We start from the raw sequence: 23865 nt of genomic DNA, 5'->3' as shown, positions 1-23865 counted from the left end.
TTATGTTTATTATTTACCTGCATTTTCCGAGACGCTCTTGACGTTGTAAAACGCGTGGAACTATGACCTACTATTAGTCTTACTCATGCTCGGGACGTCGCCATGTCGGAACGGATTCAGGCCTTGCACGCCCTGCGTGCCTTCGAGGTGGCCTCTCGCTATGGCTCCTTTACCCGCGCTGCGGAAGAGCTCGCCTTGACCCAGGGTGCGGTCAGCCATCACATCAAGACCCTGGAGGCCATGTTCGGCTGCGACCTGTTCGAACGCCGTGGCCCCAAGCTCAGCCTGACCGAGCACGGCCGCCTGCTGGCGCAAGAGCTGAAAGTGGGCTTCAAGATCATCGAAAACGCCTGCGCATTGCTGCGCCAGGACCGCTATGGCCTGCGCCTGAAGGCCCCGTCCACGCTCACTGTGCGGTGGCTGCTGCGGGCACTGGATGCCTTCAAGAAGCACGAGGACAACTGCAGCGTGCAGTTGTCCAGCGTGTGGATGGACATCGACAGCGTGGACTTCTATTCCGAGCCCTACGACTGCGCCATCCTGTTGGCCAACGGGCGCTTTCCCGCCGATATCGAGAGCTTCAAGCTGTTCGATGAATGGCTAATCCCCGTGTGCCACCCCGACTACATGGCGCAAGCGCAGCCGGCCCTGGCCGACCTGACCCAGTGCGAATTCCTGCACCCGTCCCCGGACCGCCGTGACTGGCGGCGGTGGCTGGCGCGCATGGATGCGCTGGATATCAGCATCGATCAGGGGCAAGTGTTCGATACCCTCGACCAGGGTATTTCAGCCGCCCAGCAAGGCCTGGGTATTTCGGTGGTCGACCTGGTACTGGCCAGCGCCGACCTGGCGGCCGGGCGCCTGGTCACACCGTTCAAGCACGCCGTGGCCACCGGCGACGGCTACTACATGACCTGGCTCAAGGCCAGCCCCAAGGCGCGGCAAATGCACAAGCTGCGTGACTTCCTGCTCGGCCAGGTGCCGCCGCTGGCCTGCAAGGACATCAACTACCTGTACGGTTGAACACCCGCTCGCGCGGCGCATCGCGAGCTGCGCTCGCTCCTACGTTTGTTTCGGGCCAGTCAGTCCTGTGGGATTTACGCGCGTACGCTTTGGCGCATGGCGTGATATCGAGTCGTACAAACAAGGCGGTCGCGCGCGCCTGTCACAAGCGTTACTGGCCTGAAACAAACGTAGGAGCGAGCGCAGCTCGCGATGCGCCGCGCGGGCGGCGCTCGATCTCACTGGCCCTGAAAATATTGCGGCAGGCACCTGCAGGCCCTAACCCCATTTCCGTCAGGGCCTTTACCCCAGCAAGAACAGACCTCAGCGCAAGGTATTCTTGGTCAGCACCAGATCGATGGCATGGGCGAGGGCGTGGAGATGGTTGATGTCTGATTTGACTGCGAAGAGCGGGGAATGGCTCAGGAAATGGCGAGGTGGGTCGGGAACAATCTTCTTCATGTTCAGAAATGTCCTACGGAAGATGCGCTCCCTCGGTGCGTCGGCGTTAGAATCGCCGCAATCAACACAACAAACGATTCAGAGGTCGACGCAGTGGAGTTGCAGCAGGGCTTTGTCCTGACCCGGCATTGGCATGACACGCCCGAAGGCACCTGCGTGGAGTTCTGGCTGGCAACCGACCAGGGGCCGCGACAGCTTCGCCTGGCGCCGCAGGTGTCGGTGGCGTTTATCCCTCAGGTACATGAGGCGCATGCCCGCGTGTTGCTGGCCAACGAGCCTGAGGTCGAACTACGCCCCTTGCAATTGAGGGATTTCGACCAGCGCCCGGTGCTGGGGTTGTACTGCCGGCAGCACCGGCAATTGATGCAGCTGGAGCAGCGCATGCGCAATGCCGGCATCGATGTATTCGAAGCGGATATCCGCCCGCCTGAGCGCTACCTGATGGAGCGCTTCGTCACCGCGCCGGTGCAGTTCACCGGGCAGCCCGATGACCAGGGCGTGATCTGCGATGCCCAGCTCAAGCCCCTGCCGGGCTATCGCCCACCGCTGCGTCTGGTGTCGCTGGATATCGAAACCAGTGAACGTGGCGAGCTGTACAGCATTGCCCTGGAAGGCTGCGGCCAGCGTCAGGTGTACATGCTCGGTCCGGCCAACGGCGACCCTGAGGGCCTCGACTTCGACCTGCACTATTGCGATGACCGTGCCGGGTTGCTCGTATGCCTCAACCAGTGGATGGCGGAGCACGACCCGGATGCAATCATCGGCTGGAACCTGATCCAGTTCGACCTGCGCCTGTTGCACGAGCACGCCAAGCTGCTGCAAGTGACGCTGACACTGGGCCGCAACGGCGCCCCCATGACCTTGCGCAGCCACGCCAGTGGCGGCCATGTCTTCGCCGACGCGCCGGGGCGGCTGTTGATCGACGGCATCGAAGCGTTGCGCTCGGCAACCTGGAGCTTTGCGTCGTTCAGCCTGGAAAATGTCGCGCAAACCCTGCTCGGTGAAGGCAAGGCCATCGACACGCCGTACCAGCGCATGGACGAAATCAACCGCCGTTTCGCCGAGGACAAACCCGCCCTGGCACGCTACAACCTCAAGGATTGCGAGCTGGTCACGCGCATTTTCGCCCATACCCGCCTGCTCGAGTTCCTGCTGGAGCGCGCCTCTGTCACCGGGTTGGCGGTAGACCGCAGTGGGGGTTCGGTGGCCGCCTTCTGCCACCTGTATATCCCGCAGATGCACCGCCTGGGCTTCGTCGCCCCCAGCCTGGGCAGCCGCCCTGACGAAGCCAGCCCCGGCGGTTTCGTGATGGATTCGCGCCCAGGCCTTTACGACTCGGTGCTGGTGCTGGACTACAAGAGCCTCTACCCGTCGATCATCCGGACCTTCCTGATCGACCCGGTAGGGCTGGTCGAGGGCCTGCGCTTGCCCGACGATGAGCACTCGGTAGAAGGCTTCCGGGGTGGGCGTTTCTCACGCAGCCAGCATTGCTTGCCGGCTATCGTCGAGCGCGTCTGGCAAGGGCGGGAGGCGGCCAAGCGTGAAGGCAACGCACCGCTGTCCCAGGCGCTGAAGATCATCATGAATGCCTTTTACGGTGTGTTGGGCTCTAGCGGTTGCCGTTTTTTCGACCCGCGCCTGGCCTCGTCGATCACCATGCGCGGTCACCAGATCATGCGCCAGACCCGGGCGTTGATCGAGGCCAAGGGCTACGAGGTCATCTATGGCGATACCGACTCCACATTCGTCTGGCTCAAGGGCGCCCATGGTGAAGCGGCTGCGGCACAGATCGGCCGAGAACTGGTCGCCCACGTCAATCAGTGGTGGCGCGAGCACCTGCGCCAGCAGATGAACCTGGAAAGCGCACTGGAATTGCAGTTCGAAGTGCATTACCGGCGTTTTCTGATGCCGACCATCCGTGGGACCGACGAGGGTAGCAAGAAGCGTTATGCCGGGCTGGTACAACGCCCAAACGGTAGCGAGGATGTGGTTTACAAGGGGCTGGAGTCGGTGCGCACCGACTGGTCACCACTGGCGCAGCAGTTTCAGCAGGAGCTGTACGGGCGGATCTTTCGTGGCCAGCCGTATCGCGACTACGTGCGCCATTACGTGCAGCAGACCCTGGCGGGCGAACTCGACAACCTGCTGGTGTACCGCAAGCGCCTGCGCCGGCCGCTGGCCGATTACCAGCGCAACGTGCCACCCCATGTACGGGCTGCGCGCCAGGCCGATGAATACAACAGCCGACTCGGTCGCCCTCGCCAGTATCAGCGCGGCGGCTGGATCAGTTACGTCATCACTACCGCCGGCCCCGAGCCGATGGAAAACCTTCAATCGCCGATCGATTACGAGCACTACCTCAGCCGGCAGTTGCAGCCGGTTGCAGATGCCATTTTGCCGTTCGTTGGCGATGATTTTGCCACGCTGACTGGCCGCCAGTTACAGCTGTTCTGAGCGCAGGCGTTAGCTATCTAGTGCCCGGTGCCGAGCCTGCTCCCTAGTCTGGCCTCTTTTCGTGAAGAGGCCTCGAGCAATGGACACTACTCCGCCCTCAGGCGCACAGGCAGCCATCGATGCGTTCCAGGACAGCATCATCAGCCAGCGCCTGCCGCTCTGGTTGCGTCAGACACCCCCAGGGCAACTGCCTGAGGTCGGCAAGGCATTGGCGAACAGCCTTCGCAGCCGTGAGCAAGTCAATGCGCTGCTGCGGAGTATCGAAGGTATCGACAGCTTTGTTGCGGCGGGCCTGGAGAAGGCCCTTGACGCGCGTTTCGGGCTTGGCGGCAACGCGCGCACGCTGAAGTTTCTGGAGGGCCGTCGCGAGCCTGTCATCAACAGCCAGCCGGTAGGCGCGCACCTCACCGAGGTGGTCTATGAAGAAAAGCCGCTGCTTGAGGTGGCACTGCGCAACTTCACTGCCGAGCAGGCCTAGGCCGGTGGACAGCCGCGCGGTAATCGGCTGCTGGTTCCGCGCCAGGGCAGGCTTGCACCGCCCACATGCATCGAGCTTGCTGCGCTTTGCCGTGAGCTGGATTTGGGTGAGGGTTATCAACGTCATCTGGATTCCACTCTAAAGCCCGCAGGTGATGCAGGGCGCGTGGAGTCCTGCCTTGTAGATGCCAGTCGCCACGCCATGCTGGTAGACGCCTACAAAGCCAGGCAGGAAGCGACGCTGGATGACAGCGAGCTCAAGTGGGTGGTGGCTATGTGCGAGTATGGCAAGCTGCTGCGCCTGGCGGGTGACCTTGTGCAGGCCAGGCAAGTGAAGTTGCTGGGTTGCCGGATTGAGCAGGTGATCGTGTTCGAGGTGATTGACCAGGGTGTCCTTTTCAACACCACCCGCCGTGTGTTGCTCTACGTGCCAGGCGACCCTGTGTCGCCTTGGCGCGCATTCGCGAACGTCGACAAGTTGAACCGCGAGTTGGGTCGTCGCCTGCGAGACAAAGCCTACCAGCGTTTTTTCAGCCGCTTCGTGCTGCGACGTGACAGCCAGGCTTTCTTTGCCCAGGTTTCGGCGCTGTTCGATGACCTGGCGGACTGGGCGTTCCGCGATCTCGAGCCGCATTTGCAGGGTTATTCGCAACCGTTGTTCAATGGTTTGGCACAGGCGCGTATTCGCCAGATCAAGGAGGATGCGGCGATGATCGCGGTGCCTGTGGCCAGGCTGGACCGTGAGGTGCAGCGCCAGCATGACCAGCGCCTGGCCGCCGAGGGATGGGCGTTGCTTAACCTGGCCAGTTTCTTTGTACCGGGCCTTGGCCTGGCGCTGCTTGCCGTGACAGCGTGGGAGCTGCTGGGTGAGGTGTACCATGGTTTTGAAGCCTGGCATGAGGGGGATCGCCGAGAGGCGCTCGACCATTTGACCCATGTTGCCACCGACCTTGCCGTGCTTGCGACCACGGTGGCGGGGGTTGGTGTGGCCCGACGGCTTTGGGCGCGCTCCGTGCGGGTCGATGCCATGGTTCCGGCTCGGCTGGAAGACGGCACCGTCAAACTCTGGCAACAGGATCTGACCCCGTTTCAAGGGCAGGCCCCCGATGCCGGCGCAAGCCGCGACGCCATTGGCATCCGAGGTCTGGGCGGGCAGGCCTGGATCGAGATGGACGGCCATCATTATCGTGTGACCGAATCGGCCGGGGACGGCCAGTGGCAACTGTGCCCCGTTGCCGGCCATGGTCCCAGGCTGCGTCACAATGGCGCTGGCGCCTGGCGGTTATGGAATGAACAACCGGCCCTGTGGCGGGATAGCTATCGCATGTTTCGTCGCCTGGGCGAACCCTTCAACAGGCTGGATGACGAACAGATCGATCAGGTCCTGCTATTCCATGGGCTCGATGGCGATGACGTGCGAGGCTTGCATGTTCATGCCCAGGCGCTCAGCCCAGGTATGCTCGACAGCGTACAGCGGGTCGGGCTCGATCAGCGCATTCGCGGCATGATTGGCCGCTTGCGCAGCGGCGAGCCGGTAGAAGATACGACCGTGCTTGATCACGCTCGGCGGTTGCCAGGTGCCAATGGCCTGCCAGATCAGGCACTGGCTGAGCTGGCGTGGACACAATGCCGGCCATTGCTGCAGTACCTGTACGATGCGTTGCAACCCACCGACAGCCCTGGGAGTGCAGCGCTGCGCCGGGTCTTCCCCGGGCTGCATACACGCACCGCGCAAGCGTTGGTAACGGCCGCCAGCGGCGTTGATCGCAGGCGCTTGTTGACCAGCGGCAGGGTCGCACTCGACCTGGCCGAAGCGGCCAGGGCCAGCCTGTCGGGTATCCGCCAAACGCGGGTTCTGGAAGCCTTGTACCTCGACACGCCGCAGAATGCGGACCTGGCACGGGTGGCCTTGGGCCTGTTGCAGGAGCTGCCTGGGGGCGAGCAAGGTGTGCGCTGGCGCTTGTACGAGGGCTATCGGGGCGGGCCGATGCCGGCGCAGTGCAGTCAAGGCGGGCAGCATTTGACCTGGTGCACCGGAACGGCGTGTTCCAGCTGCTCGATGATCAGGGTGAGGCGATCGGTGAGGCAGGTGAGCTGTTTGAAGTCATCGCGTCAGCTTATACCGAGGCGCAGCGGGAAATGATGGGGGTCGGTGACCCGTTCTCGCACAACCTCCGGGTGATGCTTGGGCGCGAGGCGGTGAGACACCGTGACCAGATCAGTCGTCTGCTAGGTGTGGTAAGCCCGCGGGCTTTTCGAGCGCCGATGCGCTTGGCCGACGGGCGTTTGGGCTACCCGCTGGGGGGTGCAGGCGTGAGCGGTTTCGCGTCAAGAGGTAATGGCTTTAGGGCGGAATTGCGCGATATCTTCCCTTGGTTGAGTGACGAACAGATTGACACCTTGGTCGATGACGCGAGACGTTCAGGGCGTCAGCTCAGAGGGCTACTGAGGGACCTGAGCACTGAATTCACGGTGCTTCGCAACACGCTGGAAACCTGGGTAGCACAGGAACAGAGCGATGTTCGGGAGGACCGCGATGCCTTGCGCCAGACGTTGTTCAATTGCTGGAGACGGTCGGTGGGGGTGGGCGATCTGCACATCGACGCACAAGAAAACCTCCATGTCATGTATTGCAATTTCAGGTCGGGCGGTTTGCCCAGCCTGCCCGCGCAGGTCACCTTCAGAGGGGTGAGCAGCCTGTCGTTGCTGCACCTTGACCTCATGGAAATACCTGACAGTTTCTTGTTGGCCTTCCCTAATCTCAGAACCCTTGATTTGGGTGGCAACCTACTGACGCGGCTGCCGCAACCGTTGCTGCAGTTCACGCAGCTACGGCACCTGAGCCTTACCAACAACCGCATTGGCCTGAACCTGCAGCAAGCCGCCACACTGGCCTGTTGTACTGGCCTGGAATCCCTCGACCTGTCCCACAATCCACTGCGGCGGGGGTTCACGTTGGCCGGGTTGACCGAACTGCGCTGGCTGAGCCTTCGCGACACACAAATCACCCAGCTTCCCCCAGGCATTTTCGACCGCGATCAGTTGGTGGCTGTTGACTTGCGGGAAAACCGGATCCGGCAGGTGCCGGAGCATTACTACCAGTTACCCGTATGGCGCCGTCGAAGGATCCGCCTGAGTGGCAACCCCTTGGGTGAAGCACAGACAGAGCGGTTGCAGGCTTCGCTGAGGAGCGAGCAACTTGTCGTCGACGAGGAGCAAGCGCTGCTGCGGCTGGATCACGCGCGTGAAGTATGGGGGGATGCGGTGGCCCCGGAGCATCGCGGCTTGATGCTCGCAGCCTGGGATTCCCTGGATGCAGGGACGGAGTCCGAGCGGTTTTTCCGCGTCCTCAGGCAACTGTTGATGTCCGAGGATTTTCGCGTCAATGCGCGGGCGATGGGTAATCGGGTGATGGCGGTGTTGCAAGCGATGGCCATCACGCCGGAATTGCGGGAGCACCTGTTGTCCGTGGCCAATGATGAATGGGGGGGCCAGGATGGTGCAACCTGGTGCTTGAGCAATCTCGAACTGAACCTGCTCGTGTGGCAAGTTGAACATGCCGCTCAAGGAAAGGACGAACGCGCCCTGCTTCGGCTGGGAAGATGTTTATGGCGCCAGGATGCGGTCGACAGGTTTGCTACCCGATGGGCACTCGAACATGGCAGGGAGCAAGAGGGAAGTGAGGTCGGTTTGGCCTTCAGGGTTGGGCTGAGGGAACCGCTCGACTTGCCCCTGCAGGTGGGTGATATGAGCTTCCATGCTATTTCAGGGGTTCTCCAGGCGGACCTGGCGGCGGCGCAAGCGGCAGTGCTGGATGCCGAAACCCGGGATGAGCTCGCCCGCTCGATGGTTGACCGTGAATTTTGGCAGGCGCACCTGGAGCGTACTTATCCTGACCGGTTCGCCGAAGTTGACCGGCCGTTCAGGCGGCAGCTTGAAACGGTCCTTGACGATGAAGCGCTCCCTGAGGGTGAGATGCTCGAGCAGGCAGATGCTATTCGTGACGCCCAGCGTGCTGCACGCAGGGGGCTGATGCTGGAGTTGACCATTCGTGCCATGGAAGTGGGGCCAGAAGACCCAGGCGTTCATGTGCGCTGATGGCGGCTCAATGCAGGGGTGGCCTGCCCCTGTGCGAAGCGGCTTTGGGCTATGCTCAGTCAAGGTGACAGGAGCTTGTGTCCGCTCTGTCGCCTTGGCTTCAGAACACTTGGAAATCGACAGTTACTTTTCCACGGCCCGTTCTTGAGTGAAGTGGTTTAGGCTCCTTGTCGGATTTTTCTCCGTGATCTGTAGTCATTGGTATATCGAGACAATAAGGAGATACGCATGCTCGTCCGGTCACTGACTCTCGCTACCTTGCTAGCTGTTGCCGGCCCCTTGTTTGCCGCAGACAGTGATGCACCCCTGGCCAAGGAGCTGGGCAAGGCCAGGCCATTGGTGGTGATTGCCCCGAGCACTGCCGACCCGACCTTGCGCGGGTTGAACAAGGCACTGGAAGACCCGGCCATCCAGGCCGCCTTCAAAGAGCGCAACCTGGTGCTCTACAGCGTCGCCAACATGATGGGCAAGCGCGAGGACAAAAACCTCGAGCAGCAGACCACCATGGCCCTGATCCGCGAGCTCAAGCTGGGCGCGAGCAAGGGCACCAAGGTGATTCTGGTGGGCAAGGACGGCGAACGGCACATGCTCAAGGATGACGAAAGCGGTGAACCTATCGACCCGCAGGCGATTTTCAAGGCGGTCGATGAATTGCCCGCCAGCGAAAAGGCGGTGACCGCACCCGAACCTGTGGCCGCGGCGCCGGACGCAAAGGCCAAGGACAGCAAACCGGCCAAGCCAGCCAAACCGGCGGCCCCACCCAAACCGCTGGAAGACTGAACACGCGTCCTGGCCCCAAGGTAGCTTGGGGCCCGTTACCGGGCGTTGTGTATCCCACTGTATCTGCCCGCGCTGCAGACCCGCTCCCATACAAAAGCGCGCCTGGCGCGATACATTCACGACAAACCGCAACGGCTTAATGGCTCCACTTTCCAACCACAGTGGAGCTGCATCGCAGCAACGGCAGCACCAGCTCGGCCCACATCGACAGCTGCCAGTTCAGCTCGGCGGGCAGCTGGTTGAAGGGGAACGGAAAGCGGCCTTGCAGGTCGGCGAACCAGTTGTTGCCATTGAACTTCTCAAGGCCGGATTCAAAAAACTCCCAAGCCAGGAACAGCCGCAGTGGCAGGTCGGCGCTCCAGGTGCCGAAGCGGTCGAAGGTGGCGAAAGTAAGTGCTTTCATCAAGGGGCTCCCAGAATCAGGTTATGTGGCTGGGAGTGTGTGGGGGTGGAGTATCTGCAGTGTGTCGGGGGTGATGGGGTTGTGTATCGGTTTGTACCGAAGCCTCAGGCGACACCCGCCCCCACCAAAGCCAGTCATTTCAGTTCGATCTGCGCGCACAATCCGCCACGTTCTCGGTTGCTCAAGGTCAGCCGGCCGCCCATCGCCTGGATCAACTGGTGGGCAATGGCCAACCCCAGCCCGGTACCCCCCGTACTGCGATTGCGTGAACCCTCTACCCGGTAGAACGGCTTGAGCACTTCGTCCAGTTCGCCGCCGGGAATCCCTGGCCCGTTGTCGAGCACACGGATTACGGTCGTGCCGCCCTCGCGGCACACCTCCAGTTCGGCGGCGCCGGCAAACTTGAGGGCGTTGTCCACCAGGTTCACCAGCACCCGGCGCAGTGCATGCGGGCGGGTTTCCAGCAGGCTGCCCGTGCTGCCGTGGCGCTCGACCTGGGCACCGCTGTCCTGGTAGTCGAACACCAGGCTATCAAGAAAGGCATCGAGGTTGACCCGGCAGGGTGCTTCGGTGCTGGTGTCCATGCTGCGGGCATAGGCCACGCCTTCGCGCACCAGGTGCTCCATTTCACCCAGGTCGCTCCACAGCTTGTCTTTCTCGACCCCATCGTCCATCACTTCAACGCGCAGCTTCATGCGTGTGATCGGCGTTTGCAGGTCGTGAGAAATGGCTGCCAGCAGTTGCATACGCTCCTTGAGGTGGGCGGCGATGCGCGCCTGCAAGGCGTTGAAGGCCACGGCGGCGTACTTCACCTCGCGCGGGCCGCTTTCATCCAGTTGCACACCGGGTTTGTCCGGGTCGAGGTTGTCCACGGCGTGGGCCAGGCGGGTGAGGGGGCCGATGGCCAGGCGCACTGCCAGCCAGGTGCACAGCAGCAGCACGGCCAGCTGAATCAGCAATACCACGGGCAGCCAGCGGGCCACCGGGACCGGCGACGGGGTCACGTCGATGGTCAGCGGCGCACCGTCGGCCAGGCTCAGGTGCGCCTGGAAGTGCGCGTTCGGCCCAGGTATTTCCTGAAAGGTCAGGCGGTAGTCGCTGCCAATGGCCTTCACGATCGACTCGGCGGCCATGGGCGGGTCGCTGCTAGGCATCGCCTCGCCTGTCAGGCCGTGGTCCAGGCGGTAGCGGTAGGTACGCCGCTCCAGGCGTGGCAGCCAGGCGGCACGTTCGGCTGCGGGCAGGCGGTCGAGGATGGCGACCGACGTGGCCACATCCTGTTCCAGGTTGGTGAGCATCATCGAGCGGCTGCTGATGTAGCGCTCGTAGGCCTGCAAGCCGAACGAAAGGCCGTACGCCAGCACCAGGCCGGTGAAGAAGATCAGCGCCAGGCGTGATGCCAGGGTGCGTGGCCACTTCATGATGGCGACTCGAGCAGTTGCACGGGCAACGAGAACACATAGCCCTCGCTACGCACGGTCTTGATGCAACTGGGCTCGCGGGCGTCGTCGCCCAGGCGTTGGCGCAGGCGGCTGACCAGCAGGTCGATGGAGCGGTCGAAAATGTCGGCCTCGCGGCCTTGGGTCAGGTTGAGCAACTGTTCGCGGCTGAGTACCCGCTGAGGGTGGTCGAGGAACACCCTCAGCAGGCGGTACTCGGCGCCGCTAAGGGCCACCAGGGTGCCTTCGCTGTCGAGCAGGTGGCGCGCGGTGGTGTCCAGGCGCCACTGGCCGAAACCCAGCAGGCGGCTGCTTTCGCTGATGGTCAGGTTGGGCGGCAGCATGCGCGTGCGGCGCAGCACGGCGTTGATGCGGGCGAGCAGCTCGCGGGCGGAGAACGGTTTGGTCAGGTAGTCGTCGGCGCCCATTTCCAGGCCGATGATGCGGTCGGTTTCGTCGTTGCGTGCGGTGAGCATCAACACCGGGGTGTTGCGGTGCTTGCCGGCGCGCAACTCGCGGCACAGCAGCAGGCCGTCGTCACCGGGCATCATGATGTCGAGCACAATCAGGTCGACGCTGTTGGCTTCCAGAAAGGCGCGCATCTGCCGGCCGTCGGCGACGATGCTGGTGCGCAGGCCGTTCTTCTTCAGGTAGTTGCCGACCAGTTCGCGAATCTCGCGGTCGTCGTCGACGATCAGGATGTGATCGACGTGTTCCATGCGCAGCGTTCCTGTGTAAAGGGGGGGGGCGCAGTGTACCGAGCGCGTTCGCGCTTGCCTGCCGGGTTTTGTATTGCAGTGTATCTGGCACTTGTACAGATACAGCAGGAAGCACATCACAGCCTCGGACGACACATACGGGATACCTGGCAGGCGTGAAATGGCTCTCGACCGGGAAGCACAACTTCCCATACCCAAGTGTTACTCAGGAGAGATGCCATGAACGTCAAGACCTTCGCCAGCGCCAGCCTGTTCGCCGTGCTCAGCTTCGGCGCTATCGCCGCCCAGGCCGCCACCGCCCCCATGGGCGATGCCGGTGCCATGCAGTACCGCTACGGCGACCACCTGGATGTGAGGAAAGTGCTCTCGGTGCAGGATGACCAGAGCAACGCCTGCGGCCTGGTGAACACCCGCATGGACTACCTCGACTCCAAGGGCCAGCAGCAAAGCGTGCAGTACCGCACCTACGCCACCGGCGGTTGCCATGAGAATTGATCGCCGCCTGATGCTGAAGGTGGGGGGTATTGCCCTGGCACTGACGGGACTTGGTCTGGCCGGGCACCTGATGGCCCGCGACAGCTACGGTGCGATGCCGTCGCTGTCGGGGGCCAGCCAGTGGATCAACTCGACACCGCTGGATGGGCCGGCGCTCAAGGGCAAGGTGGTGCTGGTGGACTTCTGGACCTGGGACTGCATCAACTGCCAGCGCAGCCTGCCGCATGTGAACGACTGGGCGCGGCGCTATGCCGACCAGGGGCTGGTGGTGGTGGGCGTGCATACGCCGGAGTACGACTACGAGCATGATGTAGGCACTTTGCGGGACAAGGTGGCCGGGCTGGGGATCGGTTATCCGGTGGCGGTGGACAACGATTACGACGTGTGGAATGCCTGGGGCAACCAGTTCTGGCCGGCGCATTACTTTGTCGACCGCAAGGGGCAGGTGCGCCATGTGCACTTTGGCGAAGGGGATTATGGCGGGCAGGAACGGGTGATACAGGCTTTGCTGGATGAGAAAGGGTGACTGGCCCTGTGCCGGCCTCTTCACGAGCTTGCCCGCTCCCACAGGACATGCGCAATCAGTGAATTTTGCGCAATACCTGTGGGAGCGGGCAAGCCCGCGAAGCAGCCAACACCGATCAGTCAGGAAAAACTGGCAAAGTGCGCTTGCATCCGTGCCGCATCCGCCTGGCGCCCGCTGAACAGCTCGAACGCCTTCACCGCCTGGAACACCGCCATGTTGCTGCCATCCAGCGTGCGGCATCCCAGCGCCCGGGCCGCGCGCAGCAGTTCGGTTTCCAGCGGGAAGTAGATGATCTCAGCCACCCACAAGCGCGCATGCAGCAGCTCGATCGGCAGCGGCGTGCCTGGCAGTTTGGCCATGCCCACCGGCGTGGTATTGACCAGTCCGTCTGCCTCGGCCAAAGCCGCGGCCAGGTCGCTGCCAACCACGGCGCGCCCTGCGCCGAAATGGGCATTCAGGTTGTCCACCAGTGCCTGCGCACGGGCCGCGTCCACTTCGAACAGCACCAGCCGCTCGACCCCTTCACCCAGCAGGGCATGGGCCACCGCCGAACCGGCGCCGCCGGCACCCATCTGCACCACCTGGCGGCGTGCCACGTCGGGCAGGCCACGGCGCAAGCCTTCGGCAAAGCCCAGGCAGTCAGTGTTGTGGCCGACCCGTTTGCCGTCCTTGAGCACCACGGTATTCACCGCGCCGATGCCCCGGGCTTCGTCCGACAGCTCGTCGAGCAGCGGCAAAATCGCCTGTTTGAACGGGTAGGTGATGTTGAGCCCGGTGAAGCCGGTGTGCTGCGCGGCATCGAGCAGGCCGGGCAGGGCGCTGTCGTCCAGCTGCAACTGGTCGGCGTCGATCAGCCGATACAAGTAGCGTAAAGCCTGGGCATCACCTTCGTGTTCGTGCAGGGCAGGGGTACGCGACAGCTGGATGCCACGGCCGATCAGGCCGGCGAGGATGGCGTGCTGGCTCATGCCATGCGCTCCTGGAACAGTTCGGCGAAGTGGCTGAGGGCCATGCGGTAGCCATGGCTGCCCAGGCCGCAGATGACACCGACGGCGATGGACGATACGAACGACAGGTGACGGAACGGCTCACGCTTGTGCACGTTGGACAAGTGCACTTCGATGACCGGCAGTTCGCTGGCCACCAGGGCGTCGCGGATGGCCACCGAGGTGTGGGTCCAGGCGCCGGGGTTTATCACGATACCGGCGCAGCGGTTGCGGGCGGCGTGAATCCAGTCGATCAGTTCGCCTTCGTGGTTGGTTTGCCGGAATTCGAGTTCCAGGCCGTGGGCATGGGCAGTATCGGCACAGCTTTGCGCCAGATCCGCAAGGGTTTCGTGGCCATATTGGGCAGGCTCGCGGGTGCCCAGCATGTTCAGGTTAGGGCCGTTGAGCACAAGAATAAGGGGCTTCATGACGGGCGTCGCTTTGTTGTTGTTGGATGCGCGTAGTTTTGTACTGACTGGTTAGTTCCGTCAATTGGGCGAGACCGTCGCACCGGGAAAGTGGGCGATTATCGAACGCAGCCAAACCTTACAAAATTGTAATGTTCCCGACACCGCCTCGATAAGCACGGCTTTTTACAGTCCCTCGCCTACACGCGTCGACGAGGATTTGTTCGTGCCCATCCCCCGCAAGATCGCCTTGCTCTGCCTGTTGCTGGCCAGCGCCACCAGCGCCCAGGCCAGCCAGAGCCTGAGCCTGCCCCAGGCGCTTGCCGCCGCCTTTGCCCAGAACCCGGAACTGGCCGCCGCCGGCCGCGAAGTCGGCATTGCCGACGGCGAGCGGCGCCAGGCAGGGTTGATCCCCAACCCTGAGTTGTCCTGGGAGGTCGAAGACACTCGCCGCGACACTAGCACCACCACCGTCACCCTCAGCCAGCCGCTGGAGCTGGGCGGCAAGCGCGGCGCACGTATTGCGGTGGCCGGTGCCGGCCAGGCCATTGCCCAACTCGACCTGGAGCGCCAGCGCAATGGCCTGCGGGCTGATGTGGTGCAGGCCTTCCATGCCGCCTTGCGGGCGCAGACCGCGCTGGAACTGGCGCAGCAGTCGCAGGCATTGACCGAGCGCGGGCTGCGGGTGGTACAGGGGCGGGTCACCGCTGGCCAGTCATCACCTGTAGAGGCCACCCGTGCCCAGGTGCAACTGGCCCAGGCCCAGGCCGAAGTGCGGCGCGCGCAAACCCAGCGCGGTGTGGCCTACCAGGCCTTGGCACGCCTGACCGGCAGCCCGTTGGCAGGTTTCGACCGGTTGCAGGCCGCCAACCTTTCACCTGGCGTTGCGCCCAGGGCCGACACCTTGCTCGACCGGGTCGAGCAAACGGTCGAATGGCGCCTGGCCGCCGCCCAGGTCGAGCGTGGTGAAGCCGCCTTGGGATCGGAAAAGGCCCAGCGCATTCCCAACCTCACCGTCAGCCTCGGCAGCCAGTACAGCCGCGAGGACCGCGAACGCGTCAACGTGGTCGGTCTGTCGATGCCCTTGCCATTGTTCGACCGCAACCAGGGCAACGTGATGTCAGCCGCACGCCGCGCCGACCAGGCGCGTGACTTGCGTAACGCCGTGGAGCTGCGCCTGCGCAGTGAAACCCGTAGCGCTGTCAGCCAGTGGCACACGGCGATGCAGGAGGTGGACGCCTACGACCGCACCATTCTGCCGGCTGCGCAGCAGGCCGTGGACACCGCCACCCGTGGCTTCGAGATGGGCAAGTTCGCCTTCCTCGATGTGCTTGACGCCCAGCGCACGCTGATCGAGGCACGGGGGCTGTACCTCGAAGCACTGGCCTCGGCGACCGATGCACGGGCGCAGGTCGAGCGGATCTATGGCGACATCGATGGCCTGAGCACCCCCTTGAACAGCAGGAGCAACAATGACTAACCCACGCAAGATAGCCCTTCTGGTTGCCGCTATGGCCGCGCTCGGGCTGGGCGGCCTGGCCTGGACCGGCAACCTCGGCCAGGCGTCGAAAACAGAGGCCCGGCACGATGACCACGGCGAAGACGACCACGGCCATGGCACCGAGAAAGCCGGCGAAGGCCACGAAGAGGAGGGCCACGGCGAAGAAGAGGGCCAGTTGCACCTGTCCATCGCCCAGATCGAGGCCGCCGGTGTGCAGTTGGTTACCGCCGGCCCTCAGGCACTGGGTACCGCTATCAGTTTTCCGGGGGAAATCCGCTTCGACGAAGACCGTACGGCCCACGTGGTGCCGCGTGTACCCGGCGTGGTCGAGGCGGTGCAGGCCGAGCTGGGCCAGGCGGTCAAGCGCGGGCAGGTACTGGCGGTGATCGCCAGCCAGCAGATTTCGGACCTGCGCAGCGAGCAGCAGGCCGCCCAGCGCCGCCTGGAATTGGCGCGCCTGACCTTCCAGCGCGAACAGCAGCTGTGGCAGGAACGCATCAGCGCCGAACAGGATTACCTGCAGGCACGCCAGGCGTTGCAGGAGGCCGAGATCGCCTTGGCCAACGCCCGGCAGAAGGTCGCCGCCGTGGGCCCGGCTGGCGCTGGCAACCGCTATGAGCTGCGCGCCCCGTTCGATGCGGTGGTGGTGGAAAAGCACCTGACCGTGGGCGAAGTGGTCGATGAGACCAGCAATGCGTTCACGTTGTCTGACCTGAGCCGGGTGTGGGCTACCTTCGCCGTGGCCCCGCGTGACCTGGACAAGGTGGTGACCGGCCGCAATGTCACGGTCAGCGCACCGGACCTGGGTGCCCAGGTCGAGGGCAAGGTCAACTACGTTGGCAGCCTGCTTGGCGAGCAGAACCGTGCCGCCACTGTGCGTGCCACCCTGACCAACCCCAACGGCGCCTGGCGCCCCGGGTTGTTCGTCAATGTGGCTGTCAGCGTCGAACGCTTCAATGCTGCTGTCGTGGTGTCGGAAAATGCCCTGCAAACCTGGGAAGAGCAAACCGTTGTGTTTGCCCGCACTGAAGAAGGTTTCGAGGCTCGCCCGGTGAAAACCGGCCGACGCGACGCTGGCCAGGTAGAAATCACTGACGGTCTTGCCGCCGGTACCCAGGTGGCCGCCGCCGGCAGCTTTGTCCTCAAGTCGGAACTGGGCAAAGGCTCGGCCGAGCACAGCCACTGATCACGGGGACGCCTGCATGTTCGAACGCCTGTTCCAATTCGCCATCGAGCAGCGCCTGGTGGTGATGCTGGCCGTGGTCCTGATGGCCGCGGTGGGTATCCACAGCTACCAGAAACTGCCGATCGACGCTGTACCGGACATCACCAACGTCCAGGTGCAGATCAACACCGCCGCACCCGGCTACTCGCCGCTGGAAACCGAGCAGCGCATTACCTTTGCCATCGAGACGGCCATGGCGGGCCTGCCAGGGCTGAAGCAGACCCGTTCGCTGTCGCGCTCGGGCCTGTCGCAGGTCACGGTCATTTTCGATGACGGCACCGACCTGTTCTTCGCCCGCCAGCTGGTCAACGAGCGTCTGCAAGTGGCCCGCGAGCAGTTGCCCGAGGGTATTGAGGCGGGCATGGGGCCAATTTCCACCGGCTTGGGCGAGATCTTCCTGTGGACCGTGGAAGCCGAACAGGGCGCCCTGAAGGAGGATGGCACGCCCTACACACCTACCGACCTGCGGGTGATCCAGGACTGGATCATCAAGCCGCAGCTGCGCAATGTGCCGGGGGTGGCCGAAGTGAACAGCATCGGCGGCCATGCCAAGCAGTACCTGATTGCACCGGAGCCCAAGCGGCTGGCGGCCTACAAGCTCACCCTCAACGACCTGATCGGCGCGCTGGAGCGCAACAACGCCAACGTGGGTGCCGGTTACATCGAACGCAATGGCGAGCAGTTGCTGATCCGGGCGCCGGGCCAGGTGGCCTCGGCCGAAGACATCGCCAATATCGTCATATCCAGCGTGGACGGCACGCCGATCCGCGTCAGCCATGTGGCCGAGGTTGGCCTGGGTGAAGAGTTGCGTTCGGGCGCGGCCACCGAGAACGGCCGTGAAGTAGTGTTGGGCACGGTGTTCATGCTGATCGGTGAAAACAGCCGCACAGTGTCCCAGGCAGTTGCCGCCAAACTGGTCGAGATCAACCGCAACCTGCCCAAGGGCGTGGTGGCGGTGACCGTGTACGACCGCACCAACCTGGTGGAAAAAGCCATCGCCACGGTGAAGAAAAACCTGGTTGAAGGCGCCATTCTCGTCATCGCCGTGCTGTTCCTGTTCCTGGGCAACATCCGCGCTGCGCTGATCACCGCCATGGTCATCCCACTGTCGATGCTGTTCACCTTCACCGGCATGTTCAGCAACAAGGTCAGCGCCAACCTGATGAGCCTGGGCGCGCTGGACTTCGGCATCATCGTCGATGGCGCCGTGGTGATCGTGGAAAACGCCATCCGCCGCCTGGCCCACGCCCAGCAACGCCATGGCCGCATGCTGACCCGCAGCGAGCGCTTCCATGAGGTGTTTGCCGCCGCCCGCGAAGCGCGCCGGCCGCTGATCTACGGGCAATTGATCATCATGGTGGTTTATTTGCCGATCTTTGCCCTGACCGGGGTCGAGGGCAAGATGTTCCACCCCATGGCCTTTACCGTGGTCATGGCCCTGCTGGGTGCGATGATTCTCTCGGTCACCTTTGTGCCGGCGGCCATCGCCCTGTTCGTCACCGGCAAGGTCAAGGAAGAAGAAGGCCTGGTGATGCGCACGGCGCGCCAGCGTTATGCCCCGGTGCTGGCCTGGGTGCTGGGCCGGCGCAAGCTGGCGTTTACCGCAGCGGCCACTCTGGTGCTGTTGTCCGGTGTAATGGCCAGCCGCATGGGCAGCGAGTTCATCCCCAGCCTCAGCGAGGGCGACTTTGCCTTGCAGGCCCTTCGCGTGCCGGGTACAAGCCTGTCGCAGTCGGTGGACATGCAACAGCGCCTGGAGCAGGCGATCATCGCCCAGGTGCCGGAAGTGGAGCGGGTGTTTGCCCGCACCGGCACCGCCGAGATCGCCTCCGACCCGATGCCCCCGAACATTTCCGACGTCTACGTGATGTTGCGCCCACGCGAGCAGTGGGTGGACCCGGGCAAGCCGCGTAACGAGCTGATTGCCGAAGTACAACGTGCGGCGGCCAGCGTACCGGGCAGCAACTACGAGCTGTCGCAGCCGATCCAGTTGCGCTTCAACGAGCTGATTTCCGGGGTGCGCAGCGATGTGGCGGTAAAGCTGTTCGGAGACGACATGGACGTGCTCAACCGCACCGCCGCGCAAATCGCCAGCAGCCTGCAGCGCGTGCCGGGTGCGTCTGAGGTGAAGGTTGAGCAGACCACCGGCCTGCCCGTGCTGACCATCGACATCGACCGTGACAAGGCCGCCCGCCATGGCCTGAACATGGGTGACGTGCAGGACGCCATCGCCATCGCCGTAGGGGGGCGCACGGCAGGCACGCTGTATGAAGGTGACCGCCGCTTCGATATGGTGGTGCGCCTGCCCGAAACCTTGCGCACCGATGTGGACGGGTTGGGCAGCCTGCTGATTCCGGTGCCGGCCAGTGCCACAGCCGGCGCTGCGCAAATCGGCTTTATTCCGCTGTCGCAGGTGGCCACGTTGAACCTGCAACTGGGGCCGAACCAGGTCAGCCGCGAGGATGGCAAGCGCGTGGTGGTGGTCAGTGCCAACGTGCGTGGGCGCGACCTGGGCTCGTTTGTCGAAGAGGCTGAACAGACACTTATTGGCCAGGTTCAGATCCCACCGGGCTACTGGACGCGCTGGGGTGGCCAGTTCGAGCAGCTGCAGTCGGCGGCCGAGCGCTTGCAGGTGGTGGTGCCGGTGGCATTGCTGCTGGTCATGGCGCTGTTGCTGATGATGTTCAACAACCTCAGGGATGGCCTGCTGGTGTTCACCGGCATCCCGTTTGCCTTGACCGGCGGGGTGCTGGCGCTGTGGTTGCGGGACATTCCGCTGTCCATCTCGGCGGGTGTGGGGTTCATTGCGCTGTCAGGCGTGGCGGTGCTCAACGGGCTGGTGATGATTGCCTTTATCCGTGGGTTGCGCGAAGAAGGGCGTACCCTGCGGGCGGCCGTGGAAGAGGGCGCGCTGACGCGCTTGCGGCCAGTCTTGATGACTGCGCTGGTGGCGTCGCTGGGGTTCATTCCGATGGCCTTGGCGACCGGGACCGGGGCGGAGGTTCAGCGGCCGCTGGCGACGGTGGTGATTGGCGGGATTCTGTCTTCGACTGCTTTGACGTTGCTGGTGTTGCCGGCGTTGTATCAGTGGGCGTATCGGCGTGAAGAGGTGCAGGAAGGCTGAAAATTTGGGGCTGCAAAGCAGCCCCACATATCTCAAACGGTACTACGGGCTTCAGGCTGCACGCGGTCGGCTCCCACTTCATCATGCAACGAAATCCGTGAAGTCTCCGGCAACGCCAACCCCCCCACCAACGCCACCAGCGCAATCACCACCAGGTAAAAGGCCGGTGCCAGGCTGCTGCCGGTCTGCCCGATCAGCCAGGTTGCCACCAGCGGCGCCGTACCGCCAAACAGGGTGTAGGCCACGTTGTAGGTAATTGCCGAAGCGGTATAGCGGGTGCGGGTAGGGAAACTTTCCGACAGCAGCGCTGCGGTAACCACACCACTGCACAACGCCCCCACCGCCAGCAGGATCACCCCGATCAGCGCGCCGGACATCGAGCCCGAACTGGCCAGCCAGTACGCCGGGAACACGCACAGCATCACCCACAGGCAGGTAAAAGCGATGGTCTTGCGTCGCCCCACCCGGTCCGAGAACGCCCCGGCCAACGGGCAGCCGACGGCGGCGAACAGCAGCGCCACGGTGGTCACCAGCAGCGATTGCGCGCGGGTCAGGTTGCCCACCAGTTGCAGGTAGGTGGCGAAGTAGGTGGTGAACATGTAGAACGACAGCGCAGTCAGCGAAATGAACGCCCCCAGGTTGCGAATGGCCCGGCCATGATTGCGCAGGGTTTCCTTGAGAGGCGAATGCTCGTGCGCTTTGCCCTGGGCGATGGCTTCACGGAACGCCGGGGTTTCTTCCATGCGCCAGCGCAGGTACAAACCGACCAGCCCCAGCGGAGCGGCGATCAGGAACGGAATGCGCCAGCCCCAGGCATTCATCGCCTCGCTCGACAGGCTGGCCTCCAGGCCATAGGCAATGACCGCTGCACAGGCAAAGGCAGAAAAGGTCGAGACCGGCACGAAGCTGCCATAGAAGGCGCGCTTGTCGTTGGGCGCATGCTCCATCAGGTACGCGCAGGCCCCGGCATACTCGCCGCCGGCAGAAAAACCCTGCAGGCAGCGCGCCAAGGTCAGTAACGCAGGGGCGGCCAAGCCGATGCTGGCGTAGGTCGGCAGCAGGCCGATCAGGGTGGTGGAGCCTGCCATCAGCAAAATGGTCAGCGACAGGATGCGCTTGCGCCCCAGGCGGTCGCCCAGCGCGCCGAACACGATCCCGCCCAGCGGGCGCAGGGCAAAGGCCACGGCAAAGACTGCAAAGGTCTTGAGCAAGGCCACGCCGGCGTCTTCGCTGGCAAAGAACTGACTGGCGATCAAGGTGGCGAGAAAGCCATAGACGGCGAAGTCGAACCACTCGACGAAATTGCCGATGGCCGAGGCGGCGATCACCCTGCGCAGGGTGGCGGGGGATACCTCATGAGGTGCGGACATGCGAGTGCTCTCCGGTTCCATTGGCAGGCATGATGAACGTGGCGCGGTCGGGCCGCGCCCTCATTGTTGTGCTTGCCAGTAGATCGCCGGGCGCTGGAGCGTGCTTTATCGAGGGCGACCTCGGGATACCTGAATCAACCGCGAGTGGTTCGCAAGGCCGCACACAAGAGCCAATTCAGGCCGGGATGTTCATGCAAGACAGGCCATTGGCTCAGAAGTGCATGTCCAACGCCAGCTCGAAGGTGCGCGGCGGCCCCATGTAGTACTGGCTGTTGTAGGCCTGCTTGGCATACACCTCGTCGGTCAGATTACGCACCCGCCCGGTCAGCGTGGTGTGCTCGTCCAGCCGGTAGCGGGCAAACGCGCCGAACAGCGTGTAGGCCGGGGCCTTGAGGCTGTTGGCGTTGTCGGCATACACCGAACCCACGTAGCGCCCGTCCGCGCCCACCGACCACGCCGACGACAGGCTGTAGGTCAGCCACAGGTTGGCGACATTGGCCGGTACGTTGGTTGGTGCATTGCCCTTACGCGAGACCGATACCCCGTTGACGGCCTCGTTGAATTCGTCGTACTGCGCATCGACGTAGGCGTAGTTGGCTTCGGCCAGCAGTTTTGGCGTTACCTGCAGGCGCCCGGACAGCTCCACCCCGCGTGAAGTCTGCTGCCCGGCCTGGACCGTGAGGTTGGCGTCGTTCGAGTCGCGCACGGCAAAGTCCTTGCGCACGATCTGATACAGCGCCAGGGTGGCCGCACCGCGCCCGTCGAGGAAGTCGAACTTGCTGCCCACTTCCCATTGCTCGCCCTTGGACAGGTCGAACAACCCCACATTGGAGTAAGTCGCGGCTGCCAGCGAGCCGGCGGGCAGGTCGGCCGAGGTGCTGTATTGCGCATACAGGCTGGCCGAAGGCGTCAGTGCATAGGTCAGGCCGATACGCCCGGACAGCGGCTCCCAGCGCCGTTCGAAATAGGCCGGCGAGGTGGGCGTCACGGCGCCGTAGTTGGTGACTTCCATGTCCAGGTAGTCGTAGCGCAAGGCGGTCAGCAGGGCCAGGCGCTCGGTGAGTTGCAGGCGGTTTTCGGCAAACACCGCACGGTTGATCACCTCGTGGCGACGTAGTTTGGTCAGGCCGGCATTCACCCCGGGGATGTCATCGAAACTGCCAGGGTTGAAGTGCTCGGCATCGACCACGTCGCTCCAGCTGCCGGAAGTGGGGTAGAGAGTCTGGCGCATGCGTGAGTATTCAAGCCCCAATGACCACTGGCTGGCCAGGCCGAACAGCTGGTTGTCGTGACGCAGCTCGATGCGGTCGCCCAGCAGGTTCTGGTCGTGGCGCTGCAGGTAAGGGCTGCTGCGTCGCACCTGGCCGGTGGGGGTGTAGGCATAGCGTTCAAGGTTGCGGTAGTCGCGTTGGGCGTTGTAGTGGTACAGCGTGTTTTGCACGCTGGTGCTGTCGCTGACCTGGTAGTCGAGGATTGAGCGCAGCCAGCGTACGCGCTGCTCATAGCGGCCGTCAGCGACGTTGTAGTTTTCGAAGCGGCGGCTGTTGTCGATCTTCATCGTGCTGCGCCCCGGCAGGATCGGCGAACCCCAGTAGGGGCTGTCTTCGCGGTCTTCCTGGTACTCCAGCGCCAGGGTGTGGGTGAGGTTGGGGGCCAGGTCGCTGAGCAGCGAAAAGGCCAGGCTGTCGGTGTGCCGTTCGTTGCGGTCGACGTAACCGTTGCCCTGGCCGCGGCTGAAGTCCAGGCGCATGAAATGGCGGGCGTCAGCGGGCTTGCTGGCCAGCGCCTGGTTGATTCCGAACGCCACCTCGCTGTCGTCGAAACTGCCATAGCGGATACGCCCGTCAATGGTCTGCTGGTCGCGGCTGGCGAGTTTGGTGATGTAGTTGATCGAACCGCCCACGGCACCGGCACCATGCAGGAATGAAGACGGCCCGCCAATCAGCTCGACGCGGTCGAGTACCCAGGCGTCCACTGGCCGGGTGGCGCTGCTGTAGCCCAGGTTGATGCCGTTGTACAACTGGGTGACCTGGTTCTGGGTAAAGCCACGGTAGGCCACGAAGCCGCCAAAGCCTGGGTTGGCCGAGGCGTTCACGCCGGTCATGGCGTTGATCACGTCCTGGCTGTCCTTGGCGCCGCGTTCTTCGATCAGGCGGCGGTCCGAGACGCTGACCGAGGCGGGTGTTTCCCGTGCGGTGAGGCCCAGGCGCGAGCCGGTGCGGATCGGTTCGTCCAGTTGCACACCGCTGGCGGCATCGCGTTCGCCGTCGATGGTGGTGGCGCCCAGTTCAACGGGGGCGATTTCGGCGCAGGCGAAGCTGCAGGTGCCCATGAGGAGCACCAGAGAGGTCTTGCGAAGCATGTTTGTGTGTCTTCCACGCAAAGGTCATGGCTGAC

The 23865-nt window shown here is 63.6% G+C and carries 15 protein-coding genes and 2 pseudogenes; 9 read left to right on the top strand and 8 right to left on the bottom strand.

Translation table 11 applies throughout. The features are described from left to right. Positions 1 to 102 precede the first annotated feature (102 nt). Positions 103 to 1023: a LysR substrate-binding domain-containing protein gene (locus tag ACF8MI_RS03300; RefSeq protein ID WP_060498253.1), complete on the top strand. Its 921-nt coding sequence runs from the start codon at positions 103 to 105 to the stop codon at positions 1021 to 1023. Between the two features lie 303 nt (positions 1024 to 1326). Here the strand turns inward: ACF8MI_RS03300 and ACF8MI_RS03295 are convergent, their stop codons facing one another. Then, a complete protein-coding gene (locus tag ACF8MI_RS03295; RefSeq protein ID WP_156342102.1) occupies positions 1327 to 1464 on the bottom strand; it encodes a hypothetical protein in 138 nt (45 codons plus the stop codon). Between the two features lie 93 nt (positions 1465 to 1557). On the opposite strand from ACF8MI_RS03295, the gene ACF8MI_RS03290 reads away from it, so the two are divergent. The 3 genes and pseudogenes from ACF8MI_RS03290 to ACF8MI_RS03280 all read left to right on the top strand — a co-directional run bounded on the left by ACF8MI_RS03290 (position 1558) and on the right by ACF8MI_RS03280 (position 9273). Beyond that, complete coding sequence (locus tag ACF8MI_RS03290) at positions 1558 to 3918, top strand: DNA polymerase II (protein WP_060498251.1); 2361 nt, start codon at positions 1558 to 1560, stop codon at positions 3916 to 3918. A 79-nt stretch (positions 3919 to 3997) separates the two neighbouring features. Further along, positions 3998 to 8493 (top strand): annotated as a pseudogene (locus ACF8MI_RS03285) (NEL-type E3 ubiquitin ligase domain-containing protein). A gap of 228 nt (positions 8494 to 8721) precedes the next feature. Continuing rightward, complete coding sequence (locus ACF8MI_RS03280; protein WP_392517365.1) at positions 8722 to 9273, top strand: DUF4174 domain-containing protein; 552 nt, start codon at positions 8722 to 8724, stop codon at positions 9271 to 9273. 175 nt (positions 9274 to 9448) lie between these two features. Here ACF8MI_RS03280 and ACF8MI_RS03275 read toward each other — a convergent pair. The 3 genes and pseudogenes from ACF8MI_RS03275 to ACF8MI_RS03265 form a co-directional block, all read right to left on the bottom strand. Beyond that, a pseudogene (locus tag ACF8MI_RS03275) lies at positions 9449 to 9676 on the bottom strand (DoxX family protein); the annotation flags it as partial. A 134-nt stretch (positions 9677 to 9810) separates the two neighbouring features. Next, a complete protein-coding gene (locus tag ACF8MI_RS03270) occupies positions 9811 to 11097 on the bottom strand; it encodes a HAMP domain-containing sensor histidine kinase (protein WP_104835133.1) in 1287 nt (428 codons plus the stop codon). Continuing rightward, entirely contained in the window at positions 11094 to 11834 is a 741-nt protein-coding gene (locus tag ACF8MI_RS03265) for a response regulator (protein WP_003250463.1), read from the bottom strand. Before ACF8MI_RS03265 ends, ACF8MI_RS03270 begins: the two co-directional genes overlap by 4 nt. A 219-nt stretch (positions 11835 to 12053) precedes the next feature. On the opposite strand from ACF8MI_RS03265, the gene ACF8MI_RS03260 reads away from it, so the two are divergent. Together ACF8MI_RS03260 and ACF8MI_RS03255 are read left to right on the top strand one after the other, a co-directional pair. Further along, a complete protein-coding gene (locus ACF8MI_RS03260) occupies positions 12054 to 12329 on the top strand; it encodes a DUF2790 domain-containing protein (protein ID WP_060498244.1) in 276 nt (91 codons plus the stop codon). 10 nt (positions 12330 to 12339) lie between these two features. Continuing rightward, positions 12340 to 12855, top strand: coding sequence for a thioredoxin family protein (locus ACF8MI_RS03255; RefSeq protein ID WP_060498243.1), 516 nt, complete (start codon positions 12340 to 12342; stop codon positions 12853 to 12855). Between the two features lie 119 nt (positions 12856 to 12974). Here ACF8MI_RS03255 and ACF8MI_RS03250 read toward each other — a convergent pair whose 3' ends face one another. Together ACF8MI_RS03250 and aroQ are read right to left on the bottom strand one after the other, a co-directional pair. Further along, entirely contained in the window at positions 12975 to 13823 is an 849-nt protein-coding gene (locus ACF8MI_RS03250; protein ID WP_200929313.1) for a shikimate dehydrogenase, read from the bottom strand. Then, positions 13820 to 14269: a type II 3-dehydroquinate dehydratase gene (gene aroQ, locus ACF8MI_RS03245; protein ID WP_104835132.1), complete on the bottom strand. Its 450-nt coding sequence runs from the start codon at positions 14267 to 14269 to the stop codon at positions 13820 to 13822. Before aroQ ends, ACF8MI_RS03250 begins: the two co-directional genes overlap by 4 nt. A 205-nt stretch (positions 14270 to 14474) precedes the next feature. On the opposite strand from aroQ, the gene ACF8MI_RS03240 reads away from it, so the two are divergent. From ACF8MI_RS03240 to ACF8MI_RS03230, 3 genes are read left to right on the top strand one after another with little or no spacing between them, the layout of a single operon-like run. Next, positions 14475 to 15728: a TolC family protein gene (locus ACF8MI_RS03240; RefSeq protein WP_104835130.1), complete on the top strand. Its 1254-nt coding sequence runs from the start codon at positions 14475 to 14477 to the stop codon at positions 15726 to 15728. Further along, positions 15721 to 16935 carry an efflux RND transporter periplasmic adaptor subunit gene (locus ACF8MI_RS03235; protein WP_156868033.1) on the top strand — a complete coding sequence of 405 codons (1215 nt, stop codon included), beginning with the start codon at positions 15721 to 15723 and terminating at the stop codon, positions 16933 to 16935. Before ACF8MI_RS03240 ends, ACF8MI_RS03235 begins: the two co-directional genes overlap by 8 nt. Before the next feature lie 16 nt (positions 16936 to 16951). Beyond that, entirely contained in the window at positions 16952 to 20098 is a 3147-nt protein-coding gene (locus ACF8MI_RS03230; protein ID WP_392517364.1) for an efflux RND transporter permease subunit, read from the top strand. Positions 20099 to 20130: 32 nt separating this feature from the next. Here the strand turns inward: ACF8MI_RS03230 and ACF8MI_RS03225 are convergent, their stop codons facing one another. Next, positions 20131 to 21468, bottom strand: coding sequence for an MFS transporter (locus ACF8MI_RS03225; protein WP_104835127.1), 1338 nt, complete (start codon positions 21466 to 21468; stop codon positions 20131 to 20133). 211 nt (positions 21469 to 21679) lie between these two features. Next, positions 21680 to 23830: a TonB-dependent siderophore receptor gene (locus ACF8MI_RS03220; protein WP_200929315.1), complete on the bottom strand. Its 2151-nt coding sequence runs from the start codon at positions 23828 to 23830 to the stop codon at positions 21680 to 21682. Positions 23831 to 23865 lie beyond the last annotated feature (35 nt).

The organism is Pseudomonas sp. yb_9, from assembly GCF_043103635.1.
Lineage (GTDB): Bacteria > Pseudomonadota > Gammaproteobacteria > Pseudomonadales > Pseudomonadaceae > Aquipseudomonas > Aquipseudomonas monteilii.
The sequence above is the reverse complement of the archived record's forward strand: the minus strand, read 5'-3'. Positions and strand labels throughout refer to the sequence as shown.